This window comes from Micromonospora sp. NPDC049282, assembly GCF_043197045.1.
Lineage (GTDB): Bacteria > Actinomycetota > Actinomycetes > Mycobacteriales > Micromonosporaceae > Micromonospora.
Map to the genome: position 1 here is coordinate 91,826 of NZ_JBICSL010000008.1, position 22,848 is coordinate 114,673.

25 protein-coding genes and 2 pseudogenes are annotated in these 22,848 nt (G+C 74.5%); 9 read left to right on the top strand and 18 right to left on the bottom strand.

What is annotated here, in order from left to right; genetic code table 11:
- Positions 1–18 precede the first annotated feature (18 nt).
- Complete coding sequence (locus tag ACGFI2_RS15220) at positions 19–537, top strand: hypothetical protein (protein ID WP_393516474.1); 519 nt, start codon at positions 19–21, stop codon at positions 535–537.
- A gap of 39 nt (positions 538–576) precedes the next feature.
- Positions 577–2,901: an AAA family ATPase gene (locus ACGFI2_RS15225; RefSeq protein ID WP_393516477.1), complete on the top strand. Its 2,325-nt coding sequence runs from the start codon at positions 577–579 to the stop codon at positions 2,899–2,901.
- 21 nt (positions 2,902–2,922) lie between these two features.
- On the opposite strand, the gene ACGFI2_RS15230 is transcribed toward ACGFI2_RS15225, so the two are convergent.
- From ACGFI2_RS15230 to ACGFI2_RS15285, 12 genes and pseudogenes are all read right to left on the bottom strand, one after another.
- The gene (locus tag ACGFI2_RS15230; RefSeq protein WP_393516480.1) at positions 2,923–3,207 is read right to left on the bottom strand and encodes a gas vesicle protein K; all 285 of its coding nucleotides are present in this window, start codon (positions 3,205–3,207) and stop codon (positions 2,923–2,925) included.
- Positions 3,208–3,268: 61 nt separating this feature from the next.
- Positions 3,269–3,490: a gas vesicle protein gene (locus ACGFI2_RS15235; RefSeq protein WP_393516483.1), complete on the bottom strand. Its 222-nt coding sequence runs from the start codon at positions 3,488–3,490 to the stop codon at positions 3,269–3,271.
- Positions 3,481–4,299, bottom strand: coding sequence for a GvpL/GvpF family gas vesicle protein (locus tag ACGFI2_RS15240; RefSeq protein ID WP_393516486.1), 819 nt, complete (start codon positions 4,297–4,299; stop codon positions 3,481–3,483). Before ACGFI2_RS15240 ends, ACGFI2_RS15235 begins: the two co-directional genes overlap by 10 nt.
- 151 nt (positions 4,300–4,450) lie before the next feature.
- Positions 4,451–4,651: pseudogene (gvpJ, locus tag ACGFI2_RS15245) on the bottom strand (gas vesicle protein GvpJ); the annotation flags it as partial.
- A gap of 1 nt (position 4,652) precedes the next feature.
- Positions 4,653–4,958: a gas vesicle protein gene (locus ACGFI2_RS15250; protein ID WP_393516489.1), complete on the bottom strand. Its 306-nt coding sequence runs from the start codon at positions 4,956–4,958 to the stop codon at positions 4,653–4,655.
- Positions 4,955–5,293 (bottom strand): gas vesicle protein GvpG, encoded by a 339-nt coding sequence (locus ACGFI2_RS15255; protein ID WP_393516492.1) that lies wholly within the window; start codon positions 5,291–5,293, stop codon positions 4,955–4,957. The genes ACGFI2_RS15250 and ACGFI2_RS15255 overlap by 4 nt, the downstream gene beginning before the upstream one ends.
- Positions 5,294–5,295: 2 nt before the next feature.
- On the bottom strand, positions 5,296–6,051 hold the full coding sequence (locus tag ACGFI2_RS15260; RefSeq protein WP_393516495.1) for a GvpL/GvpF family gas vesicle protein: 756 nt from the start codon (positions 6,049–6,051) through the stop codon (positions 5,296–5,298).
- A gap of 199 nt (positions 6,052–6,250) precedes the next feature.
- Positions 6,251–6,391, bottom strand: a pseudogene (gene gvpJ, locus ACGFI2_RS15265) (gas vesicle protein GvpJ); the annotation flags it as partial.
- A 77-nt stretch (positions 6,392–6,468) separates the two neighbouring features.
- On the bottom strand, positions 6,469–7,650 hold the full coding sequence (locus ACGFI2_RS15270) for an SRPBCC family protein (RefSeq protein ID WP_393516498.1): 1,182 nt from the start codon (positions 7,648–7,650) through the stop codon (positions 6,469–6,471).
- A gap of 2 nt (positions 7,651–7,652) precedes the next feature.
- Positions 7,653–8,120 (bottom strand): hypothetical protein, encoded by a 468-nt coding sequence (locus ACGFI2_RS15275; protein ID WP_393516501.1) that lies wholly within the window; start codon positions 8,118–8,120, stop codon positions 7,653–7,655.
- Between the two features lie 258 nt (positions 8,121–8,378).
- Complete coding sequence (locus tag ACGFI2_RS15280; RefSeq protein WP_393516503.1) at positions 8,379–8,888, bottom strand: GNAT family N-acetyltransferase; 510 nt, start codon at positions 8,886–8,888, stop codon at positions 8,379–8,381.
- A 150-nt stretch (positions 8,889–9,038) separates the two neighbouring features.
- On the bottom strand, positions 9,039–9,941 hold the full coding sequence (locus tag ACGFI2_RS15285; RefSeq protein WP_393516506.1) for a hypothetical protein: 903 nt from the start codon (positions 9,939–9,941) through the stop codon (positions 9,039–9,041).
- A 143-nt stretch (positions 9,942–10,084) separates the two neighbouring features.
- Between ACGFI2_RS15285 and ACGFI2_RS15290 the strand changes: the two genes are divergently transcribed.
- Positions 10,085–10,297, top strand: a complete 213-nt coding sequence (locus ACGFI2_RS15290) for a hypothetical protein (protein ID WP_393516509.1) — start codon at positions 10,085–10,087, stop codon at positions 10,295–10,297.
- A gap of 6 nt (positions 10,298–10,303) precedes the next feature.
- Here the strand turns inward: ACGFI2_RS15290 and ACGFI2_RS15295 are convergent, their stop codons facing one another.
- The 4 genes from ACGFI2_RS15295 to ACGFI2_RS15310 all read right to left on the bottom strand — a co-directional run bounded on the left by ACGFI2_RS15295 (position 10,304) and on the right by ACGFI2_RS15310 (position 13,782).
- Positions 10,304–10,750 (bottom strand): DUF3263 domain-containing protein, encoded by a 447-nt coding sequence (locus ACGFI2_RS15295; RefSeq protein WP_393516512.1) that lies wholly within the window; start codon positions 10,748–10,750, stop codon positions 10,304–10,306.
- 137 nt (positions 10,751–10,887) lie between these two features.
- A complete protein-coding gene (locus ACGFI2_RS15300) occupies positions 10,888–11,901 on the bottom strand; it encodes an ABC transporter permease subunit (RefSeq protein WP_393516515.1) in 1,014 nt (337 codons plus the stop codon).
- Positions 11,898–12,899 (bottom strand): ATP-binding cassette domain-containing protein, encoded by a 1,002-nt coding sequence (locus ACGFI2_RS15305; protein WP_393516518.1) that lies wholly within the window; start codon positions 12,897–12,899, stop codon positions 11,898–11,900. Before ACGFI2_RS15305 ends, ACGFI2_RS15300 begins: the two co-directional genes overlap by 4 nt.
- Positions 12,900–12,996: 97 nt before the next feature.
- On the bottom strand, positions 12,997–13,782 hold the full coding sequence (locus tag ACGFI2_RS15310) for a DeoR/GlpR family DNA-binding transcription regulator (RefSeq protein ID WP_393516521.1): 786 nt from the start codon (positions 13,780–13,782) through the stop codon (positions 12,997–12,999).
- Between the two features lie 199 nt (positions 13,783–13,981).
- Between ACGFI2_RS15310 and ACGFI2_RS15315 the strand changes: the two genes are divergently transcribed.
- The 3 genes from ACGFI2_RS15315 to nagA are packed head-to-tail and all read left to right on the top strand — an operon-like array spanning position 13,982 to position 16,946.
- Positions 13,982–14,911 carry an SIS domain-containing protein gene (locus ACGFI2_RS15315; protein ID WP_393516524.1) on the top strand — a complete coding sequence of 310 codons (930 nt, stop codon included), beginning with the start codon at positions 13,982–13,984 and terminating at the stop codon, positions 14,909–14,911.
- Positions 14,908–15,840 carry an ROK family protein gene (locus ACGFI2_RS15320; RefSeq protein ID WP_393516527.1) on the top strand — a complete coding sequence of 311 codons (933 nt, stop codon included), beginning with the start codon at positions 14,908–14,910 and terminating at the stop codon, positions 15,838–15,840. The genes ACGFI2_RS15315 and ACGFI2_RS15320 overlap by 4 nt, the downstream gene beginning before the upstream one ends.
- Positions 15,837–16,946, top strand: coding sequence for an N-acetylglucosamine-6-phosphate deacetylase (nagA, locus tag ACGFI2_RS15325; RefSeq protein WP_393516530.1), 1,110 nt, complete (start codon positions 15,837–15,839; stop codon positions 16,944–16,946). The genes ACGFI2_RS15320 and nagA overlap by 4 nt, the downstream gene beginning before the upstream one ends.
- Before the next feature lie 50 nt (positions 16,947–16,996).
- Here the strand turns inward: nagA and ACGFI2_RS15330 are convergent, their stop codons facing one another.
- A complete protein-coding gene (locus ACGFI2_RS15330) occupies positions 16,997–18,205 on the bottom strand; it encodes a DUF4032 domain-containing protein (protein WP_393516532.1) in 1,209 nt (402 codons plus the stop codon).
- Between the two features lie 141 nt (positions 18,206–18,346).
- Here ACGFI2_RS15330 and ACGFI2_RS15335 point away from each other — a divergent pair, with 141 nt between their 5' ends.
- A complete protein-coding gene (locus ACGFI2_RS15335) occupies positions 18,347–19,090 on the top strand; it encodes a phosphatase PAP2 family protein (protein WP_393516930.1) in 744 nt (247 codons plus the stop codon).
- Positions 19,091–19,128: 38 nt separating this feature from the next.
- On the top strand, positions 19,129–20,334 hold the full coding sequence (locus tag ACGFI2_RS15340) for an APC family permease (RefSeq protein WP_393516535.1): 1,206 nt from the start codon (positions 19,129–19,131) through the stop codon (positions 20,332–20,334).
- 6 nt (positions 20,335–20,340) lie between these two features.
- Here ACGFI2_RS15340 and ACGFI2_RS15345 read toward each other — a convergent pair whose 3' ends face one another.
- Positions 20,341–22,113, bottom strand: a complete 1,773-nt coding sequence (locus ACGFI2_RS15345) for a potassium channel family protein (protein WP_393516537.1) — start codon at positions 22,111–22,113, stop codon at positions 20,341–20,343.
- 88 nt (positions 22,114–22,201) lie between these two features.
- On the opposite strand from ACGFI2_RS15345, the gene ACGFI2_RS15350 reads away from it, so the two are divergent.
- Positions 22,202–22,675: an MSMEG_6728 family protein gene (locus tag ACGFI2_RS15350; protein WP_393516540.1), complete on the top strand. Its 474-nt coding sequence runs from the start codon at positions 22,202–22,204 to the stop codon at positions 22,673–22,675.
- Positions 22,676–22,848 lie beyond the last annotated feature (173 nt).

Here is a 22,848-nt window from a genome sequence, read left to right on the forward strand (position 1 = left end):
TGCGAAGGGGTGGACGCGATGAGAGGTGATCTGGACGAGACACTGGCCCGGCTGGCCCGGCGCGAGGAGGCGCAGCGCCGCCGGGCGCCACTGCCCGACGAACCGGCCGGGGAGATCGACCGGGAGACGCCCGTCGGCGACCCGGACCCGGTCGAGCCGGCGGAACACCGGGCCGGGCACGGCGCGTACCGGCTGCGGGGCGGCCAGGCGCTACGGGGTGGCGAGGCGCCGCTGCGGCGGGACCCGGTCGAGGAGATCGCCGAGGCGGTGCGGCGGGTGGTCGCCGAGCACCCCGGGCTCGCCGTGACGCTGCGGGTCGAGTTGGGCGAGCAGGCGTACCCGCTGCGGGTCTCCTGGGCGGGCCCGGCGGTGACGGTGGGTCCGGTGCCCGCGCCGACACCCCCGCCGGCCTGGCCGATGTCGGTGAAGACGGTGGTCGCGCCCGGCCACGACCCGCTGGAGGCCGATCCGGCGGCCCGGCTCGCCGAGATGATCCGCCGCGACCCGTCGCTGCTGGAGGACCCGGGCCCGCGCTGACCCGGGCGGTGAGGTGGGCCCGGCGGCTACTGTCGGCGGGTGGCGGAACCCGACCTGACCCTGACCGCGAGCCTGCGGCCGGCCGCGCTGGACGCCCGCCGGGGCGTCGTACGCCTCCACCCGGAGGTGCTGACCGCGCTGGCGCTGCGCCCGGGCGACCCGGTGCGGTTGACCGGCCGGCGGGTGACGGCCGGCATCGCGGCGGCGGCCGACCCGGGCACGAGCAGCGTCCTGCTCCACGCCGACGACCTCCTGCTCGGCAACCTCGGCCTGCGGGCCGGCGGCCAGGTCACGGTGCGCCCGCTGCCCTGCACCCCGGCGAACCGGGTCACGCTTGCCGGTCCGGTGGCGGTGTCCGCCGCGGTTCCCCCGGAGATGCTGCGGCTCGCGCTGCTGGGCAAGGTGGTCACCGCCGGTGACGACGTCTCGCTGCTTCCGCAGGACGTGCTCCCGGACGCCGCCGTGCGCGGCCTGGTCGAGGCCGCGCGGCGCAGCCTCGCCAGCTCCGTCGGGTACGCCTGGACCAGCACGCTGCTCAACGTGGTGGCGGCCGAGCCGGCCGGCGGCGTGCTGGTCACCATGGACACGGTGGTGGGCTGGGAGCACGGCGCCGCGACGCACGGCGCCGGCCCCCTGAGCGGGGCTGCCGCCCGCCCGGCCCCCGGCACGCCCGCCCCGACCGGCACGCCCGCCCCGACCGGCACGGCTTCCCCGGGCGAGCGGTCCCCGGCCGGCGGCGGAGACCCGGCCGGCGGCCGGTCCGAGGTGGACGGCACGGCCGACGGCCTGCTCGGGCCGGCGGACGCGCCCGACGTGGACGAGCTGCCCGGCCTACGCGCCCAGGCGGAGGAGCTGACCGAACTGCTGGACCTGGGCTTCCACCACCGGGAGGTGCTGGGCCGGCTGGCCACCACGGTCTCGCTCGGCGTGCTGGTCGAGGGCCCCGCCGGCTCGGGAAAGTCGTCGCTGGTCCGTGCGGTCGCCGCCCGGGTGGGGGCCCCGATCCGCCCGCTCTGGGCGCCGGAGCTGGCCGCGCTGGCCAACGACGCGGCGGCCCGCCGGCTGCGCGAGGCGGCTGCCGCGGTACGCGCCGGCGGACCCGCCGTGCTGCTGGTCACCGATGTGGAGGCGCTCGCCCCGGCCGACGAGCCAGGGCCGCTGGCCACCGTGTTCCGGCAGGTGGTCGACGAGATCCTGCGCGCCGGGGCGGCGGTGGTCTGCACCACCGGGCGGCCGGCGGAGGTGGACCCGGCGTTACGCGGCCCGGACCTGCTGGCGCTGCGGATCACCGTGCCGCTGCCCGACGCGGCGCTGCGCCGGGAACAGTTGACCGTGCTCACCCGGCAGGTGCCGCTGGCCGGCGACGTCCGGCTGGACGAGGTGGCGGCGCGTACCCCCGGTTTCGTCGCCGCGGACCTGGCCGCGCTGGTGCGGGAGGCCGGGGTGCGGGCGGCGCTGCGGCAGAAGTCGGCGGAGACGCCGACGGTGGCGATGGCCGACTTCGCCGCCGCGCTGGAGGTGGTCCGGGCGACCACGATGGCCGCCTCCACGCTGGAGCTGGCCTCGGTGACGCTTGACGACGTCGGCGGCCTGCACGAGGTGAAGCAGACGCTTACCGAGTCGGTGCTCTGGCCGCTGACCTACCCGGACACGTTCGCCCGGCTGGGCGTGACGCCGCCGCGCGGTGTGCTGCTCTACGGGCCGCCCGGCTGCGGCAAGACCTACCTGGTCACCGCGCTGGCCGGCTCGGGACGGGCGAACGTGCTGTCGGTGAAGGGGGCCGAGCTGCTCTCCAAGTGGGTGGGTGAGAGCGAACGCGCGGTCCGCGAGCTGTTCCGCCGGGCCCGCGAGGCGGCGCCCACGCTTGTCTTCCTGGACGAGGTGGACGCGCTGGCGCCGGTGCGCGGCCAGGCCACCGACGGGGGTACGACGGACCGGGTGGTCGCCGCGCTGCTCACCGAGCTGGACGGGGTGGAGGCGCTGCGCAACGTGGTGGTGGTCGGCGCGACGAACCGGCCGGAGCTGATCGACCCGGCGCTGCTGCGCCCCGGCCGGCTGGAACGCCCGGTCTACGTGCCACCGCCGGACGGCCCGGCCCGCGCGGAGATCCTCCGGGCCGCAGCACGGCACGTCCCGCTCGCGCCGGACGTCGACCTGGACGCGCTCGGCGCCGAACTGGACGGCTTCTCCGCCGCCGACTGCACGGCGCTGGTCCGGGAGGCGGCCCTGGCCGCGATGCGCGAGTCCCTGACCGCCGCCACCGTGACCGCGACCCACGTCGAGTCCGCCCGCGCCCGGGTCCGCCCCTCCCTGGACCCGGCCCAACTGGCCCGGCTGGAGTCCTACGCCGACTCCCACCGTTGAGCCTCCCCGGCGGAGGTTCGGTCAGTCGGTGGGGAGGAGCGGGCCCAGCGGGCCCAGGTCCAGGTTGAGGTCCTCGGGAGCCAGCCCGAAGTATTCGCGGAGCTGGGTCATCTGCTCCTCCAGCGCCATCAGCGTGGTGCCGATCCGCTCGACCTGGTCGTCGGTCAGGTCGCCGAGGTCGACCCGGCGCAGCGCCTGCCGCTCCATGAGTTGGCGGAGCAGCTCGACGACGGTGAGCACGAGGCTGGCCAGCCCTCGCTCGACCGAGTCCTGGTCGACCGCGAGCCGGCGGTCCAGGGGGCGCACCCGGGGCGCCACCGCGGCTCGCCGAGCGCCGCCACCAGCTCCGCCGCTTCGTCCCGCCCGGTCACGGCAACCTCGCCGGATCGGGCGGGACGAGCGCGCCGACGGACGCGACAAGCGCGCGCAGCGAGATCCGGACCAGGTCCACGTCCGCGATGGCCAACGTGATGTCCCCGGTGATCACCACACCGGTGGCGAGCACCCGGTCCAGCAGGTCGACCAACGCGACCTGCTGGTAGACCGCCGGGTCGTCGGCGCTGCTCGGCGCCAGCGTCGTCACTCCCACGCCGACTCCGCCGCCGGTTCCGCCACGAAGGAGTACGGCGGCCACGGCCCGGTCAGCTCGAACCGGAGTTCCGGATGCCGGTCGGCCAGCTCGCCGGCGAACGCGGAGAAGGCGGCCACCCCGGCGCGTTCCACCAGGTAGGCGCCGTTGAGCACCATGGCGGTGGGCGCGCCGGACAGCCGCCGGTCCTGCGGCGCGTGCCGCCGGGCGGCGACCGCGTGCCCGGCCAGCGCGGTGTGCACGGCCGCGGCCGCGTCGGCGGCGATCCGCTGCCCCTCCTCGCGGGCGGTGAGCTGGGCCCGACGCCGCCGCAGGTATGCCGCACCCGCCCCGCCCCCACCGGCTGGTTCCTCGACGCGGGGGGTGGCGCCGGGCACCACGTACCCCTTGACGCCCCACTCCTCGCGGCCGGTGAGCCGGGCCAGCGTGCCGGCCAACGAGTCGTGCCGCTCGGCCAGCACCCGGGTCACCCGCTCGTCGTCGCGGTAGACGGTGGCGAGCCGGGCCGGCACCACGGCGCCGGACCGGGCGAGCGCGTCCACCACCGCGTGGTGCGCCCGGGCGGACCGCTCCAGCCAACCCAGGTCCTCCAGGTTGCGGCGCAACGCCTCCTCGCCGTACTCGGTCAGCGGGACGTCGCCCACCACGGCGACCAGGCCCGCGCCCGCGACCGGGCGCACCGGTGTGCCCGCGATCCCGGCGACCCCGGCCAGAAACGCCGGGTCCACCTCGGCCACCACCCCGTGCAGCCAGACGCCGGTCCCGGTCGCCGGCGCCGCCGGGACGGGCTCGGCGGTCGCACTACTCATCCCGGTCCCTCCTCGCGGCCCGGGTGGCGATCCGCGGCCGGCGCGACGCCTCGACCTCCTCCGGGTCGCGCGGACCCGGCTCCACCGGCGGGCGGGCCCGGGAGCTGAGCCACGGGTCGTGTTCCCACCAGTCGATGCCGATCTGTCGCGCGGTGTCCACCGAGGCGATGACCAGCCGCAGCTTCAACGTCAGCAGTTCGATGTCGAGCAGGCTGACCCGGATGTCGCCGGCGATGACGATGCCCCGGTCGAGGACCCGTTCCAGGATGTCGCCGAGGTTCGCCGGCTCGTTCCCGGCCGGCAGCACCTGGCCCGAGTTCTGCACCACCGAGGGCATCCGCGATTGACTCATGTCAGCCCCCGTCGCCCTTGCCGCGCTGGTAGCGGCGCGTCCGCCGGTAGCCGAGCAGGCTGCCGGTCATGTCCAGCTCGACCTCGTAGAGCCCGAGCAGGTCGGTCGAGGCCGGGATGCGGTGGTCCTCGACCACCTCCACCCCGACCAGCCAACCGTCGTCGGTGGGCTGGATCGAGGTGATCCCGAGCGCGTCCCGGCCGGTCAGCGCCACCACCTGACGCAGCCCCTCCCGGGCCGCCTCGGCCGCGCTGATCGCGTCCTCGTCGTACTCGTCGAGGTCGTCCCCTGTCCGTGCGGATGTCATCGTCGCCCCCCTTGTGCCCGGCGCGGCTCGTCGCGGCGGTCGGTGGTCTCCCGCCGCGCGCCCGCCGGCCGCCGCGGCGCCCCGTTCCGTCGGGACGGGGTACGGTCGTCGGCCGGCCCGGTCAGTCGCTCCAGGACCCGCTGCTGCCCACGGTCCCGCTCCTCCGGCGTGATCTCACCGGCGGCGGCGGCCCGGTCCAGCTCCTCCAGCTCACGCCGGATGTTGACCGGGCTGTGCTGCTGCGACTCCGCCTCCCGGGCGACCACCTTGACGATCGCGGTCAGCCCGCGCACCGGCGCGTAGGGCAGGGTCAGCAGCATCCAGAGAATGTCCATGCTCACTCCACCAGCTGGTGCGCGCTGACGAAGTCGTACGGCGCCAGCGGCCCGATCAGGCGCATCCGGATCAGCTCCCGCCGCTGCTCGGCGAAGTCCTCCAACGCCCCGATGAACTCGTCCTCGTCCTCGTCCGCGACCAGGAAGGCGACGTGCACCGCGTCCAGCTCGTGGCTCGGGGCGCGGGCCGCGTCCGCCACCGCGTACCGGCCCACCGCGTCGATCAGCTCGCGGTTCTCGGCCTCCCGGCGCAACTCCACCGCCTGGCTGATCATCTCGCCGAGGCGGATGCGCTGTTCCCGGCTCTGCGCCTCCGGTCGGCCGCGCACCTGCTCGGCGAGCGCGGCGGCGTCCCGGTTGGCGGCCAGCAACTCGCCGATGAACTCCTGCTCGTCGAAGCGCCCGTGCACGGTGTACTGCACCCGGTCCTCGAACTCCTCCAGGGCGGCGGCGAAGCGGTCATGGTGCGCTTCGAGCAGGTCCTCGACCGCGTCCTCGCCGGTCACCACCGTGCCGAACCGCACCGGCAGGACCGGCGCGACCACCGCCGTGCCGTCCAGCAGCCGCTCGTACGCGGTCAGGTCGTCCGGCCGGCCCAGCGGCTCCTCCAGCCCCACCTCGCTGACCAGCGCGGCCAGTTCGCCGTGCCGGACCGCGTTCACCTCCCCGGGCGGGGAGCCGACCCCCTCGGCGTCGGGGGTCGGCTCCACGTCGGACGGCACGATGCCGTAGATGAACAGCCCGCTGTCCTGGGTCATCTCACTTCTCCCCGTCCCGCCTGCGCGACCGCTCACGCCCGTCGCCCCGGTCCCGCAGCGAGTCCGACACCGCGCCGCTGATCTCCTGCGCCGCCTTGCCCAGTCCGGCCACCGCCTTGCCCTTGGTGGCCGCGCCGGCGGCGTCGTCGACCAGGTCGGGCAGCGTCTTCTGGTCCTTCGGCACGATGCTCATCCGGTCGACCGCCTCGGCGAACCGCAGGTACGTCTCGACGCTGGCGATCACCACCCGGGCGTTGATCTCCAGGAGCTGGATGCCGACCACCGCGACCGACACCTGGGCGTCGATCACCACGCCCTTGTCCAGCACGGTCTCCACCACGTCGGCGAGGGTGCCGCCACCACCGCCGCCACCGGTGCGTTCCAACGCGCTGCCCGGCTGACCGGATGTCGCCACGCTCATTCGCCACGCTCCTCACGGCGACGCCGGACCACCGGCCGGCGGGGCGCCTCGGGTGCGCGGCGGGCCCGCTCCTCACGGGGCGCCCGCTCCTCACGGGGCGCCCGCTCGGCGCGCTGCGGGCGGCGGGCCCGCTCGGGCTGCCGGCGACGCGGCGGCTGCTCCTCCTCCTGCGGCTCCTCGTCGTACTCGTCGTCGTCGAAGTCGTCGCCGGAGTCGTAGTCCTCGTACTCCTGCTCCTCCTCCCTCGGACGGCGGCGCTGCGGCGGCCGGCCGCGACCGCGCTCGGCGGGCCGGCGCTCCTCCGCCGGCTCCTCCTCCCGGCCGGGCTCCTGCTGGCCGCTGCCCTCCTGCTCCTCGCGGAGCGCGGTCTCGTGGTCCTTGACCACCTGGGAGTCCTGGATCTCGCCCCGCCAGCCCTCGACCGAGTCCGGGTCGAGCACGGTCTCGGTCATCACGTGCCGGACGAAGTGCTTCAGCTCCAGGCGGACCCGGCGGCCCTGCGCACGCCAGAGGTTGCCGGTGTGCTCGAAGAAGCCCTGCGGGTGGTACTCCAGCACGACCAGGATGCGGGTCAGCTCCGGGCCGACCTCGTGGAAGCTGACCGTGCCGTCGACCGAGCCCTTGTCGCCCTTGGACCGCCAGTGGATGAGCCGGTCCGGGATCTGCCGGACGATGGTCGACTCCCAGGTGCGGTGCGACCAGAGGACCTGCGCCTTCCAGGTCATCTTCTCGTCCTCGTCGTTGTCGGCCTGCTCGACCTTCTTCATGAAGCTGGGGAAGTCGCCGAAGGTGGTCCACTGGTTGTAGGCCACCCGGACCGGCACACCGACCTCGATGGTTTCGACGATGTTGGTGACCTTGAGCTTCTTGCCGCCGCCCTTGCCACCCTTGCCGCCGCCGAACGCCGACATCAGCTTCTCCTTACCGCCGGCCACGCCGGCATGGACCATGGCCTTCAGCGGGGACTGGCCGTCGGCGAGCTTCTGCGCGCCGGTGGCCGCGGCGATCAGGCCGGGACCGCCGCCTTCCTTCGCGTACTCGCCGAGTCGTCCGGTGGCGCCGGTGATCCGCTCGGTCACCACCTGCACGGCGCGTTCGCCGATCGCGGTGGCGAGGTTGCGCAGTTCGCCACCGATCTGGTCGCGTGCCCGGTCGGTGAGGCTGTTGGTCGTGGGCATGGTCACCGCCCCCGGCGTCGACGCGCGGGGGCCGGCTGCTCGGCGCGGTCCTCGTCGTCGGTCTGGTCGTCGGCCTCGTCGTGGTCGGCGTCGGGCTGGTCGTCGAGTTCCTGCTCCTCGTCCGGAGCGGACCGCTGCCCGTGCTCCCCCGACGGCGCGCCGGAGCGGCGGCGCAACGCGTCCGCGCCGCCCCGCAGCCGGCCGCTGACCGCGTCGATACCGCTGCCGGCGGCGGCGGTCGCCGCGGCCCGGCCGGCGGTGACCAGCGGCGCGCCGAGCTTGCTCAGGTTGCCCAGTTGGGGGTTCGACCCGAGCAGGCCGCCGGCCATCTGCTTCAGGCCGCCGGGATTCTGGCTGGCCCGTCCGGCGGCCACGGCGGCGGCCAGGGTGAGTGCCGTCCGCAGCTTCCGGCGGCGACCGAGGACATATCCGAAACCGACCGCCAGCGCGATCCGTGCTCCGCTCTTCATCAGTTCTCCTTCGCTCCCCGGGGGAAGGGACACCTCTTGGGTGGAGCAGGCCCGGACACAACTGCCGGGGATCAGCGAAAAAGGGCCTGCGAACCGGTGTCCCGCATCAGCGGACCCGGCCGGCAGTACCCGTCAGAACATTGGCGAAACATTTTCCCAGCGGAACCAGAAAGGCGTCGCCCGCGGGGCGAAACTTCGCATCCAGGCACTAACCAGCAGGGAAAATGTGAGATGATTGCCGAACGGCAAGCAGCGACTTCAGTGGGTCGGGAGGGCCGAATCCAGACACATTCTGGCGTACGTCTTTCCGCCTTCTTGGCGCAATTCCGCGCCACATTTGCGGAGCACCGAGATCGCCCCGGCGTTGTCCGGCGTCGTGTCGGCCACGACCGTGCGCATCCCGGCCGCCGCGGCGGCGTGCAGCAGTTCCCGCAGCGCGGCGGCGCCCAGACCACGGCCCCGCGCGGACCGGCCGAGCCACATTCCGGTCTCCACCGTCCCCGGCTCGTCGCGGCGGGCCATCCGCACCATGCCGACCACCTCGCCGCCGGACACGATCGCGAACATCACGGTGCCGGTCGGGCCGTCCAAGCCGCCGAAGTTGGCCCGGTGGAACTCGCGGAAGGCGTCCCGGCGGGCCAGCGACCAACCGGCCGGGGCGTCCACCGGAGGCATCACGTCCTCCGGTTCCGCCTCCGCCGCCGCTACGGAGAGCAACGGCTCCAGGTTCCGCTCGTCCACCGGCTCCAGCTTCACCGCACCTGTCACGAGCCGGAGTCTGCCGCCCGGTGCAGCGCTCGTCCACCCCTTTGCCGACTCATTGCCGGTACGGCGGAGCGGTGCGGCCGGTCGTACCCCCGGGGTGTTCCGGCTCACGCTCCGTTGTCATCCGACCGGCCCGTTCCGGGGTGAGTGTGCTCACGCCGAAGGCTCGAACTCACAGAGCGCCACCGACGCGTCATCCGAGCGCTTGCGCCGGCGCAGCCGTTCCGGATGCTCCCGCTCAGCCGTCCGGACCCGGTCGATCAAGCCCGCCGGGCCCTCCACGGTCACCACCCCCAGCAGCCCGGCCCAGTCGAAGAGGCCGAACTGCTCGACCGCGCAGGAGGCGCCGTCACTGAGCAGCACCGCCCGGCGCAGCGCCCCCGGCCCGCGCAGCGGCACCGTCCCGGTCACCGCGTGGTACGCCGCGTCCGGGTCGGCGGCCGCCGCCCAGTAGCCGTGGGTACGGTTCATCCGGGTCCGCTGCGCCGTCACGGCCCGCCGGAACCGGGTCGACGGATCGGCCTCGCCGTCGGGCGGCGCGGCGACGGTCCGGCGCAAATCGGCCAGCGTGTTCTCCAACCGGTCGTCGGAGACCACGTCGATCCCGTCGCCGGTGTCCAGCACCAGTGGGCTGTCGCAGAGCACCAGGTAGTCGACCCGGTCACCACCCTCGCGCAGCAGGCAGACGGTGGACGACGGGGTGCCCGGGTGGTCGAGGTCGCAGGCGCCGCCGTGGTCCGCCCGGACCGCCAGGATCGCCGCCGCCAGGCTGCTCGTCAGCGTGGCCGCGGGCCGGGCGGCGACCGCCAGGCCGATCCGGGCGGCCAGGTGCCGGACGTACCAGGCCGGGCCGTGCACGCAGCCGGTGTCGAAGCCGTCCGGCACGGTGGCGCCGTCGAGGACGCCGACGAGCGGGCCGAACCGGAAGACGTGGTCCTCGTTCTCCGACCGCCCCGGCGCCGGGTCGGACGCGGTGCGCACGCCCATCATCGGCGCCTCGCCGACCGGTCGGGTCGTCCCGCTGCCGATCGCGTACCGGCGGTCCGGCGCCCCCATCGATCCGCTCCCTCCGTCGCCCGCCGCCGCCTTACCCGACGACGGTGCGGCCATGCCGCGCATCCGGCCAACTCCCGGTCATCGTGCCGGCACATTCGGTAGCGTCGGCCTCGACCTGATCGGACCGTGGCAGGGGGATCGCAATGTTGGAGCGGTTGCACGAGTCGGGAATGCGCGCGGAACACGCCTACCTGGCCGGATTCGTCAGTATCGGACTCTCGTTCACCAGTTGGTTTCTCTCCAAGAACCTGGAACGCGCCGGCGTGGCACGGGCGGACCGCTGGGGCATCTTCATCGGCGAGTGGGCACCGACCTTCTTCGCCATCGGCAACGGGCTGCGCACGTACGAGAAGTGAGGCCGGTCAGCGCCGACGGTTGCGGGCCCGCGACGAGCGGAGCCGGCGCAGGCGCCCGATCAGCAGCGGCTCGGCGGCCAGCGCGGCCGGATGATCCAGCAACGCGTTGAGCAGCTGGTAGTAACGCGTCGCGGAGAGACCGAACGTGTCCCGGATGGCCTGCTCCTTGGCGCCGGCGTGCTTCCACCACTGCGACTCGAAGTCGAGGATCCGCCGCTCCCGCTCGGTGAGCCCACCGGCCGGCGGGGACTCGGCCGGCGGCGCGGACTCGTGCGGGGAGACCTGCTCGGTCGGCGGGACGGGCTCTCGCGGGGAGACCTGCTCGGCCGGCGGGGTGGACTCGACCGGCGGCGCGGGGCGGGGCGGGGGCACGGAGACGCCGGCGCCGCGGCGCGTACCCCGGGTCGTGGCCGACTCGTCGACGGCGGCCCGGTCGGTGGCGTCGGCGGACATGGCGCTCCTCTCCGACGGCGGATGACCGGCGCGAAAGACGTGCCGGCCGGGGGGACCCCAGCGTAACCAGGGCCGCCCCCGGCCGCACCGGACGCGTGGTCCGCGCCGCCGGCGTCCGGCCGGCGGCGCGGACCTCGTCAGGCGATGTCCCGCTTACGCATCGTCGCGAACGCGGCGACCAGGACCGCCACCGTGCCGAGGCCGAACACCACGGCGGACTGCTCCCAGGTGACCACGTACTTGGCCGGCTCGCAGGCGCCCCTGGCGAACTCGCAGGCGTCGTAGTCGAACAGCTCCGCCTGCTTCATGAACCACGACTGGGCGTACGTGGAGAGCACGTAGCGTTCGCCGAACGGCACCGACAACACGCCGACCGCGATCCGGATGCCGATCTCGCTGATCGCGAACAGCGCCACCGCCGCGCCCAGCGCCATCGCGGTGTGCCGGCCCAACGAGGCGAGCGCGTAGGCGACCGCGCCGACGACCAGGATCAGCGCCACCGCCCGCAGGCCGTCCAGACCGATCGAGCGCCACGCCCCGGCGGTCATCTTCGCGGTGGTGCCACGGGACGTGCCGATCAGCCAGAACGCCGCCGTCCACAACGCGCCCAGCACGACGCTCAACCCGAGCACGGTGGTGAGCAGCGCGGCCAGCTTGGTGCCCAGCACGGCCAGCCGCTTCGGCCGCCAGAGAAGCAGGTTCATCATCCCGCCGCTGCTCCACTCGGCGCCCACGAAGGACGCGCCGACGATGAACGCGAAGAGCGCCACCGCACCGGCGAACACGGCGATGAACGTGGGGAACTCGGCCCGGAAGTCGAACTGGTAGGGCAGGTTCCACTTCGGGTCGAACATCTCCGGCTGCGGCTGGAAGTCCTTGCCGCAGTTCGGACCGTACCGCTCCTCGGTCTGCTCGCCCCGGGCCTGGGCGGCCTCGCACTCGGTCACGGTGCGCTGCCACTCCTGGACCGACTGCTTGTACTGGGTGTCGGACTCGGCCTGCGCGGCGGCCACCACCTCCGGTGAGAGCTTGTGGCTGGAGAAGCTGAACGCGGTGGCCACGGTGGCGAGCCCGAGCACCAGCAGGACGAGCATGAGCCGGGTGAGCCGGCGCTTGGCGAGCCGGCGCAGCTCGGTGACGAACAGGCTCATGCGCCCCAACCTCCTGCGGTGCCGGTCTGGTCGACCTTGGCGGACTGATCGACCTGACGGTTCTGGCCGGGGACCGGCGCGGTGGCGGTCAGTTCGAGGAACACGCTCTCCAGGTCGACCGCGACCGGGGTGAGCTCGCTGACGTAGAGGCCCTGCTCGGCGAGCATCCGGCTGACCACGGCCGGCTTGTCGACGCCGGCCAGCATCAGGTGGTCGGGCTCGGTGGCGGCGACGCGGATCCCGGAGCGGGTCAGCGTCTCCGCCGCCTGGGGCAGGTCGGTGACCGCCTCCAGCCGGACCCGGACGCTGCCCTGGGAGTGCGCCGCGAGCACCTGCTCGACCGGCCCGAACGCGACCCGCCGGCCGAGCGAGATGATGGTGACCGAGTCGCAGATGAGCTGGATCTCGCCGAGGATGTGGCTGGAGAGCACCACGGTCATCCCGGACTCGGCCAGCTCGCGCATGAGCCGGCGCATCTCCCGGATGCCGCCCGGGTCGAGGCCGTTTGCCGGCTCGTCCAGGATCAGCAGCTTCGGTTCCTTGAGCAGTGCGGACGCCACGGCGAGCCGCTGCTTCATGCCGAGCGAGTAGGTCTTCACCCGCTCGGTCGCGCGGTCCCGCAGTCCGACCTGCTCCAGCACCTCGTCGACCCGCCGCTGCGGCAGCTCGCCGGCCCGGGCGAGCAGGCCGAGGGTGTCCCGCGCGGTGAAGTGCGGGAAGAACTGCGGGCTCTCCACGATGGCGCCGACCTGACCGGCGACCGCCGGCAACGCCCGCGGCAGCTCCTGGCCGAGGATGGCCATCCGGCCGCCGTTGGGCCGGATCAGCCCGAGCAGCGTACGCAGCGTGGTGGTCTTGCCGGATCCGTTGGGGCCGAGGAAGCCGTGCACCTGGCCGGCCTCGACCCGCATGTCGAAGCCGTCGAGCGCGTGGCGGACCCCGCGTTTCCGGCTCCGGTACGTCTTGCGGAGACCTTCGATCTCCAGGACAGCCGACACAGCTGACCTCCCCCGATGAGTTAGGCGACAGCGACACCATACGCGGTATGCAGCGGAAGGCAATACCCGGTATGTATACGCGATCGGCGTGTCACTCTCAGGCGCAGACGACGTGCACGCCGGCGTCGCGGAACGCCTGCACCACCGCGGGGTCCGCGCCGGAGTCCGTCACCAGCGTCTCCACCCGGTCGACCGGGCAGATCCGGGCGAACGCGTGCCCGCCCAGCTTGGACGAGTCGGCGATGACCACGACCCGCTTCGCGCGCGCCACCATCAGGCTGTTCATGGCCGCCTCACCCTCGTGGTGCGCGGCGGCGCCGAGCTGCGGGTCGATCGCGTCCACGCCGAGCAGCGCGACGTCCAGCGTGACCTCGCGCAGCAACGCCCCGCCCAGCGGACCGACCAGCTCGAACGACTTCGGCCGGACCACGCCGCCGGCCACCACCACCTTCATCCGCGAGCGGACCAGCAGTTCGTTGGCGATGTTCAACGCGTTGGTGACCACGGTGAGCTGGGCGCCCTCGGCGCTGGTGTTGAGGTCCGGGCGGACGGCCAGGGCCCGGGCCACCTCGGTGCTGGTGGTGCCGCCGTTCAGGCCGACCACGGTGCCCGGGGAGACCAGCGCGGCGGCAGCCGCGCCGATCCGCTGCTTCTCCGCCGAGTGCTTGGCCGTCTTGTAGCGCAGCGGCAGGTCGTACGAGACGCCGTTGGCGACCGCGCCACCCCGGGTCCGCGTGATCATCTGCTGCTGGGCGAGCTGGTCGAAGTCCCGCCGGATGGTGGCCTGGGAGACCTCGAGCCGCTCGGCCGCCTCCTCGACGCTGACCCGGCCGCTGTCGGTCAGCATCTCGAGCAACGCGTTCCAACGCGCGTAGCGGTCCACCGCGGGGGCCTCCCCTGACTGTGCACGTACGGTGATTGGTTGCGTGCACAGTAGTGCGCAAAACTAGGTCTGCGCAAAACCCTGCTCTGCGCGAACCGGGAGACGGTTGCCACGCCCGCCCCACTTCGCGCAGAATGACGCGCGAAAGAAGGCCCTATCGCGCCGTATTGCGCAAGGCCTCCCTTGGCGAGGAGTTGTCATGGCGTACGTGCACGCGGAGATCGCGAGCCAGCCCGACTGCTGGCGTGAGGCGGCCCGGCTCGCGCCGACCGTCGCCGAGCACCTGCCGCGCCCCGGCGAGCGGGTCGCCGTGGTCGGCTGCGGCACGTCGTGGTTCATGGCGGCGGCGTACGCCGGGCTCCGCGAGAGCACCGGCCAGGGCGAGACGGACGCCTTCCAGGCCAGCGAGTTCCCCACCGGCCGCCGGTACGACCGGCTCATCGCGATCACCCGCTCCGGCACCACCACCGAGGTCCTCGACCTGCTCGCCGCGCTGCGCGGGCGGATCCCCACCACGGTCCTGGTCGGCGATCCGGACTCGCCCGCCGTCCCGCTGGCCGACGCCGCCGTAGCGCTGCCCTTCGCCGACGAGCGCTCGGTCGTGCAGACCCGCTTCGCCACCACCGCGCTCGCGCTGCTCCGCGCCCACCTCGGCGAGGACCTCGGCCGGCTGGCCGCCGACGCCGAGGTGGCCGTCCGGGCGCCGCTGCCGATCGACCCGGCCCGCATCGAGCAGGTCACCTTCCTCGGTCGCGGCTGGACCGTCGGGCTGGCCCAGGAGGCCGCGCTGAAGTGCCGCGAGGCCGCCACGTTCTGGGCCGAGGCGTACCCGGCCATGGACTACCGGCACGGCCCCATCTCGATCGCCGCCCCGGGCCGGCTGGTCTGGGCGTTCGGCGGGATCCCGGACGGGCTGGCGGAGGACGTGGCGGCCACCGGCGCCGCGTTCGCGCACAGCCGCACGCACGGCTGCCGCACGGTGCTGACCAGTTGGGCGGCCGGGCGTAACCCGGTCGACCCGATGGCCGACCTGATCCTGGCCCAGCGGTTCGCCGTCGCGCTGGCCACCAGCCGCGGCCTCGACCCCGACGCGCCCCGGCACCTGACCCGGTCCGTGGTTCTCGCGTGACCTCCCGCGACGAGGTCGTCGTCGCGCTGGACGTGGGCGGCACCGGGATGAAGTGCGCCCTGGTCCGGCCGGACGGCACGACCGTGCACGCCGAACGGCACGCCACCGAAGCGCAGCGCGGGCCGGACGCCGTGGTCGGCACCATCCTGAACGTGGCCGAAGGGCTGGCCGGCAAGGCACACGCCGCCGGTCTCACACCGGTGGCCTGCGGCATCGCCGTACCCGGGGTGGTCGACGAGACGCGCGGGGTGGCGGTCTGGTCGGCGAACGTCGGCTTCCGGGACGTACCCCTGCGGGAACTGGCGGCCACGCGCCTGGACCTGCCCGCGGCGCTCGGCCACGACGTGCGGGTGGGCGGCCTGGCCGAGGCCCGGCTCGGCGCCGGCCGGGACGCCGGCCACGTGCTCTTCGTCGCGATCGGCACCGGCATCGCCGCCGCGCACGTGGTCGACGGTTCGGCCGCCACCGGCGCGCACGGCGCCGCCGGGGAGATCGGCCACATCCTGGTACGCCCGGGCGGCCCGCGCTGCGGCTGCGGCCGCGCCGGCTGCCTGGAGGCGGTGGCCTCGGCCTCGGCGATCGGCCGCCGTTACACCGAGCTGGCCGGCACGCCGGCGACCGCGGCCGAGGTGGCCGACCGGGCGGCGGCCGGCGAGCGGTTCGCCGGCGAGGTCTGGCGGGAGGCGGTCGAGGCGCTCGCCGACGGTCTCGCCACCGGGCAGGCGCTGTTCGACGTGGCGACCGTGGTGATCGGCGGCGGCCTGGCCCAGGCCGGCCCCCGACTGTTCGACCCGCTGCGTGACGCGCTGCGCGAACGGCTGACCTTCCACCGCGAGCCGCGCCTGGTCGCGGCCGCCCTCGGCGACGAGGCCGGCTGCCTCGGCGCCGCCCTGCTGGCCCTGGACACCCTGGCGAAGGAGAGTCGATGACCCGGCGCGTGACCGGCAAGGTGGTGACCCCGACCGGCGTCATCCGGCAGGGCTGCGTGGAGATCTCGGACGGCCGGATCACCGCGGTCGCCGAATACCCCTCGGTGCGCGACGGCCACTGGATCGTGCCCGGCTTCGTGGACATGCACACCCACGGCGGCGGCGGCCACACGTTCACCACAGGCGACCCGGACTCCGCCCGGCAGGCCGCCGAGTTCCACCTCGGCCACGGCACCACCACGCTGCTGGCCAGCCTGGTCAGCTCCCCGTTCGCGCTGATGCGGGACGCCACCGCCGCGTTCCGCCCGCTGGTCGAGTCCGGTGTGCTCGCCGGCCTGCACTTCGAGGGCCCCTACCTGTCCACCGACCGCTGCGGCGCGCAGAACCCGGAGTTCCTGCGCGACCCGTCCACCGACGAGCTGACCGAGCTGATCGAGCTGGGCGGCGGCGCGGTGCGGATGGTCACGCTCGCTCCCGAGCGCGCGGGCGCGACGGCGGCGATCGAGCTGCTGGTGGCGAACGGCGTGGTGGCGGCGGTCGGCCACACGGACGCCACCTGGGAGCAGACCCGCGCGGCGGTGGCCGCCGGCGCGAGCGTCGGCACCCACCTGTTCAACGGGATGCGCCCGGTGCACCACCGCGAGCCCGGCCCGGTGGTGGCGCTGCTGGAGGCCCCGAACGTGGTCTGCGAGCTGGTCGCCGACGGGGTGCACCTGCACGACGGCATGCTCGGCTTCGCCACCTCCGTGGCCGGCCCGGAGCGGGCCGCGCTGGTCACCGACGCGATGGCCGCCGCCGGCATGCCCGACGGTGACTACGAGCTGGGCGGCCAGGCGGTCACCGTGGCCGACGGCGTGGCCCGGCTCAGCCGCAGCGGCGCGATCGCCGGCAGCACGCTCACCATGGACGCCGCCCTGCGGCACGCGGTCGGCACCGGCGTGGCGATGCCGGACGCCTGCCGCATGGCCGCCACCACCCCCGCCCGCGCCCTCGGCCTGGGCGACCGGGTGGGCGCGCTGCGCACCGGCCTGCGCGCCGACCTGGTGGTGCTCGACGACGACCTGAACGTGGTGCGGGTGATGCGCGCCGGCGACTGGGTGGAGTGAGCCGGGCGAATCGATCCGAAGCCCGGCCGGGGCCACGGGCGAGACGGAGGTCAGGCGGTGGGGACCTCGACGCCCAGCACGGCCTGCTCGTCCGGGCGGTGCACCAGCACGTCGGCCAGGTAGGAGTGCACGGCCCGGCGCATTCCGACGTCGCGGCCGGCCTGCTCGGAGAGCAGCCACTTGTGCTCGATGATCTGGGCGAACAACTCCTGCGGCTCCAGCTTGCGCCGGAGGTGTCCCGGCACCGCCCGGACCACCGGCTCGAAGACCTCGGTCAGCCAGCGGTGCGCCGCCTGCTGCTCGTCCGTCAGGTCGCTCTCCACCCGGTAGGCGTCCAGGTCGTTGAGGAGCTTGCGGGCCTGGTTCTCCTCGGCGTCCAGGCCGGTGAGCCGCAGCAGCCGCCGGGTGTGGTAGCCGGCGTCGACCACCTTGGGCCGCACCAGGTAGCGCCCGTTGTCGACAGTCGACATGGCCACCTCGGCGACGTCGAAGCCCAGCTCGTTGAGGCGGCGGATGCGCCCCTCGATGTCGTGCCGGGCGGCGCGCTCGACCTGCTGCTCGTAGGTGATCTCGTGCCAGAGCCGCTCGTAGCGCCGTACGACCTCCTCGCAGACCACCTCCGGGTCGATCGACTCGTGCAGCAGGCCGGCGGCCTGGAGGTCGAGCGCCTCGCCGAAGATGTTGACCCGGGCGATCTCCAGGTCCTCGCCGCGCTGGCCGTTGGAGAGCGACGGGTGCAGCGCCCCGGTCTCGGCGTCCACCAGGTAGGCGGCGAACGCGCCCGCGTCCCGCCGGAACAGCGTGTTCGACAGCGAACAGTCGCCCCAGAAGAAGCCGGTCAGGTGCATCCGCACGATCAGTGCGGCCAGCGCGTCCAGCAGCCGGTTCATCGTCTCCGGGCGCAGCGTGTTGGAGAACAGCGCGCGGTAGGGCAGCGAGAACTGGAGGTGCCGGGTGATCAGCACCGGGTCGAGCGGCTCACCGTCGTCGGTCTGCCGGTCGGCCACGATCGCGATCGCCTCGACCGACGGGAAGTCGATCCGCTCCAGCGCCCGCAGCAGGTCGTACTCGCGCTCGGCGACCCGTTCGCCGGTCTCCTTCACCGCGTAGACGTAGTCGCCGAGCCGGACGAACCGCACGATGTGCCGGGAGATGCCCTGGGGCAGCGCCACCAGGTGCTCGGCAGGCCACTGCTCCAGCGGGGTCGACCAGGGGAGGTCGAGCAGCGCCGGGTCGACGAGAGCCGAAGTGATCCGCACGGCAACCAGTGTGACCGCTGGCTCCCCCAAGTGCTTCCCTTCGTGGTTCGGCACACAGACCGCCGACGCCCGCACGGCCGGGCCGTCGCCGGCGGCCGGTAGCGTGGTCGCGTGCGCCAGACCTCAGGGGTACGCCGCGACCTGCGGCTGCGGCCCGTCCGACCGGCCGGGTGGTGGTTCGACGGGCTGCTGCTCGCCGCGCTGGTGGCGCTGACCGTGACGCTCGCCTCCGGTCACCTGTTCGGGCTGGACCGGGCGGTCGCCGACTGGTCGGCCGCGCACCGGCCGACCGCCGCCCGGTGGATCGCCATGGCGCTCAACCTGCTCGGCCAGGGCACCCCGCTGACGCTGCTGGCGGCCGGGCTGGGTGTGCTGCTGGCGCTGCGGCTGCGCTCGGTGCGGGCGGTGCTGCCGCCGGTGACGGCGTTCGTGCTGACGTTCTTCACGATCGGCCCGCTGAAGGTGTGGACCGCCCGGCCGGCGCCCAGCGCCAGCGTCAAGGAGCCGTTCCTGCCGCCCGAGCAGACGCTCCCGCTGTTCCAGCACGAGCTGCCGGTGCGCTTCGCCCAGTCGTACCCGTCCGGGCACGTGGCCAACGCGATCGTCTGGTACGGCGTGCTCGCCCTGCTGCTGGCCCCGCTGCTGCGTACGGTCGGCCGCGCCGTACCGCCCCGGCTGGTCACCGTGGTGCGGGTGGCGCCGCCGGCGGTGGTCTTCTGCACCACCGTCTATCTCGGCTGGCACTGGATCACCGACTCGATCGCCGGGTTGCTGCTCGGGCTGCTGCTGGACCGGCTGCTGCACCGGGTGCCCTGGGACGACCTGCCGCTGCCCGGCCGGCTGGGCGGCTGGACCCGGCCGGTCGGCTGGTCCGCCCCGGACTGATCCACCCGGTGCTCACCCCGGGGCCCTAGGCTGCCGGTGTGGAAGGGCTGGCGCGGCGACTCGGCGTACCCGATGCGGTGGTCATCGGTCTGGGCTCGATGCTCGGCGCGGGCGTCTTCGTGGTCTTCGCCCCGGCCGCGTCGGCGGCCGGCGGCGCCGGACTGCTGGTCGCGCTCGCGCTGGCCGGCTTCATCGCGTTCTGCAACGCCACCAGCTCGGCGCGGCTCGCCGCCCGCTACCCGGAGTCCGGCGGCACCTACGTCTACGGCCGGGAGCGGCTGCACCCGTTCGCCGGCTTCGTCGCCGGGTGGGGGTTCGTGGTCGGCAAGACGGCGAGTTGCGCGGCCATGGCGCTGACCATCGGGGCCTACCTGTGGCCGGGGCGGGCGCGGCTCGTCGCGGTCCTCGCGGTGGTGGCGGTGACCGCGGTGAACCTGCGCGGAATCGGCAAGACCGCGGCCGCCACCCGGGTGCTGGTCGCGGTGGTGCTCACCGTGCTGGCCGTGGTGGCGGTGACCGGCGCGCCGCGGGTGGCGGCCGACCGGCTCACCGGTCTCGCCGACGTCGGGACGCACGGCGTGCTCACCGCCGCCGGCCTGCTCTTCTTCGCCTTCGCCGGGTACGCGCGGATCGCCACGCTCGGCGAGGAGGTCCGCGACCCGGAACGCACCATCCCCCGCGCGGTGCCGCTGGCGCTCGGCGCGGTGCTGGCGGTCTATCTGACGCTGGCCGTGGTCGCGCTCGGCGTGCTCGGCCCCGGCCGGCTCGCCGCCTCGGCGGCCCCGCTGGTCGACGTGGTGACCGCGGCCGGCCGGCCCGGGCTGGCCTGGCTGGTGCGGGCCGGAGCCGCCGTCGCGGTGACCGGGGTGCTGCTCTCCCTGCTCGCCGGCGTCGGCCGCACCACGCTGGCGATGGCCCGCCGTCGCGACCTGCCGGGCGCGCTGGCCGCCGTGCACCCGCGCCACCGGGTGCCGCACCGGGCCGAGCTGGCCGTGGCCGCCGTGGTGATCGTGGTGGTGGCGCTCGGCGACGTCCGGGGCGCGATCGGCTTCTCCAGCTGCACCGTGCTGGTCTACTACGCGATCACCAACGCGGCGGCGCTGACGCTCGGCCCGTCGCTGCTCGCCGCGCTGGGGCTGGTCGGCTGCCTGGTGCTCGCGGTCAGCCTGCCGCCGGCCAGCGTGCTCGCCGGGTTCGGCGTGCTCGCCCTCGGCGCGCTCTGGTACGCGTTCCGCCACCGCTGAGGAGCGTCACTCCGCCGGCTCACGCGGGATGGGCGGCCCGGTCGGCGCGGGCGTGGTCTCCCGCAACAGGGCGGTCAACCCGGCCCGCCGGGCCACCACGGTCAGCCGGTCCCCGGCGTTCAGCACCACCCGCGGGTCGACCGACCAGTCGGCCTTCTGCCCGGTCCGGGTGTGCGCGAGGAGGCGCACCTCGCCGGGGCGGGCCACCGCGCCGAGCGGGCGCCCGTCCAGTGGGGAGCCGGCCACCACCGGCACCTCGGTGACCAGCAACGCGTGCCGGTCCACCGGGATGGTGGCGATCACCGCGCGGTCCAGCAGGGCCGCCGCGAACGACGGCGCGGCCAGGTAGGAGACGCTGCGCGAGATGCCGATGCCGAACGCCTGCTGGATCCGCTCGGCGAAGTCGCCGTCGAACAGCCGCAGCACCACCCGCAGGTCGGGGTCGAGGGAGCGGGCGATCAGCGCGGCGCGCAGGTTCGCCCCGTCGTCGGTGGAGACCACCACCAGCGCCTGGCTGGTGTCGACCGAGGCGGAGCGGAGCGTCTCCTCCAGGCCGGCGTCCCCGACGATCACCGGCACGCCCAGCCGGTGCGCCAGCGCGGCGCCGCGCGCGTCGGGATTCTTGTCGATGGCCACCACCTCGACGCCGAAGTCGTGCAGCTGGGCCATCACCCGGGTGCCGATGTTGCCCAGCCCGACCACCACCACGTGCCCGGAGCGGTCGGGTTGGATCCGGCCGGCGTGCAGGGCCAGCCGGGCGTTGACGATGCCGTCGACCACGGCGGCCGTGATCAGCGGGATCAGCGCCAGCCCGGCCAGGTTGAGCACCACCTGCATCACCTGGGCGGCGGCCGGCTTGTTCACGTCCGGGTCCTGGCCGCTGAGCGTGGTGACCAGGGTGAGATAGAGCGCCTCGCCCCAGTCGACGCCGGCGGCCCGCGCGTTGAGCCAACCCAGCACCGCGATCACCCCGAGCAGCACCAGCACCGCGATGCCGATCTTGCGGGTGGCGAAGCTGCGGACGGCGCGCAGCAGCACCTCCACCGGCTGCCGGCGTCGCCGGGCCCGCACCAGCCGGCGGGCGGCCAGCTCGGTGCCGGGCGGCCGGCCGGTCGCCTCGGCCAGCACCACGTCGGCCGCGGCCTCGTCGGCGGGCAGCACCCGGACCAGCTCCGGATCGGTGGTGACGGCCAGCCCGCAGACCACGTCCTGCGGGCGTACGTCGGTGCGGCGGGCCACGTAGAGCGTGCGGCCGGCGTGCCGGAAGTGGGTCGGCGCCAGCTCGCCCAGCGCGGCGGCGACGAAGGCGGGCGCGGCCATCGAGGCGTCGGAGATGATCGCCGAGTCGGGGAAGAGCTGCCGCAGCCCGTCCGCCAGGTTGGTGTTGTACATCCGCACCACCAGGCGCAACCGGGGCTCGACCTCCTGCGCGCAGAGCGCCGCGTGCATGTTGCCCACGTCGTCCTGGTGCAGCAGCGCCAGCCCGGCCGCGTCGGCCAGCCCGGCCCGGCGGAACGCGGCCTCGTCGAGCCGGTCCGCCAGGACCACGCGTACGCCGGGCACGTCCCGCCCGTCCGGGCCGTCGGAGCGGCGGCGCTCCGGCACCACAAGTGTGACCCGGACCTGACCGGCGGCCGGGTCGGTGGCGAGCAGCGCCCGGACCACCCAGTAGGCCACCGGGTCCGAGCCGCAGACCACGTAATGGGGTCGTTCGTCCCCGTTCGGCCGGAACCGCCACCCGGTCGCGCGGCGCGCACGGTCACGCAGGGGCTCGGCCATGCCCGGATCGTAGTCAGCCGCTCGCGGTGGGCGCAGCCCCCTTCGATCTTGAACGCATGGCGCCGTCGGGGACGGGTAGAGCACCGGCATGCAGACGTTCCTGCCGTATCCGGACTTCCTGGCCAGCGCCCGGACCCTGGACCAGAAACGGCTGGGCAAGCAGCGCGTGGAGGCCATCCAGGTGCTGCGCGGTCTGACCCGATCGGACTACGGCTGGCGCCACCATCCCGCGGTGAAGATGTGGGCCGGGTACGAGGAGGCGCTGACCCGCTACGGGCTCGACATGTGTGCGGTGTGGTGCGAGCCCGGTCGGGCGGACACCTGCGCGGCCACGCTCGCCACCGACCTCGCCGCCGCCTGCGGCATCACGACGATCCGGACCCAGGACGAGTTGGCCGCCGCCGGCGACCTGCCGCCCTGGCTGGGCCGCGACGACCTGCACCGCAGCCACCGGTCCTCGCTGCTGCGCAAGGACCCCGCCCACTACACCCCCCTCTTCCCGGACACCCCCGCCGACCTGGACTACGTCTGGCCTCCCTCCGACCGCCCCCGCCCGGGGTGAAAGGAGGGGCCCCCTGTCAACGCCTCCGGTAGAGGAAGACGCCCCGCTTGACGCCCCGCGTCCGCGCGCGGGGCCTGCCGCGTCAAGCGGGGCCCCGCCACATCCGAATGCGTTGACAGGGGGCCCTTCCTTACCTCTCGGGGACACTGGGGGGCACCGGTTGAGCGGAGGGT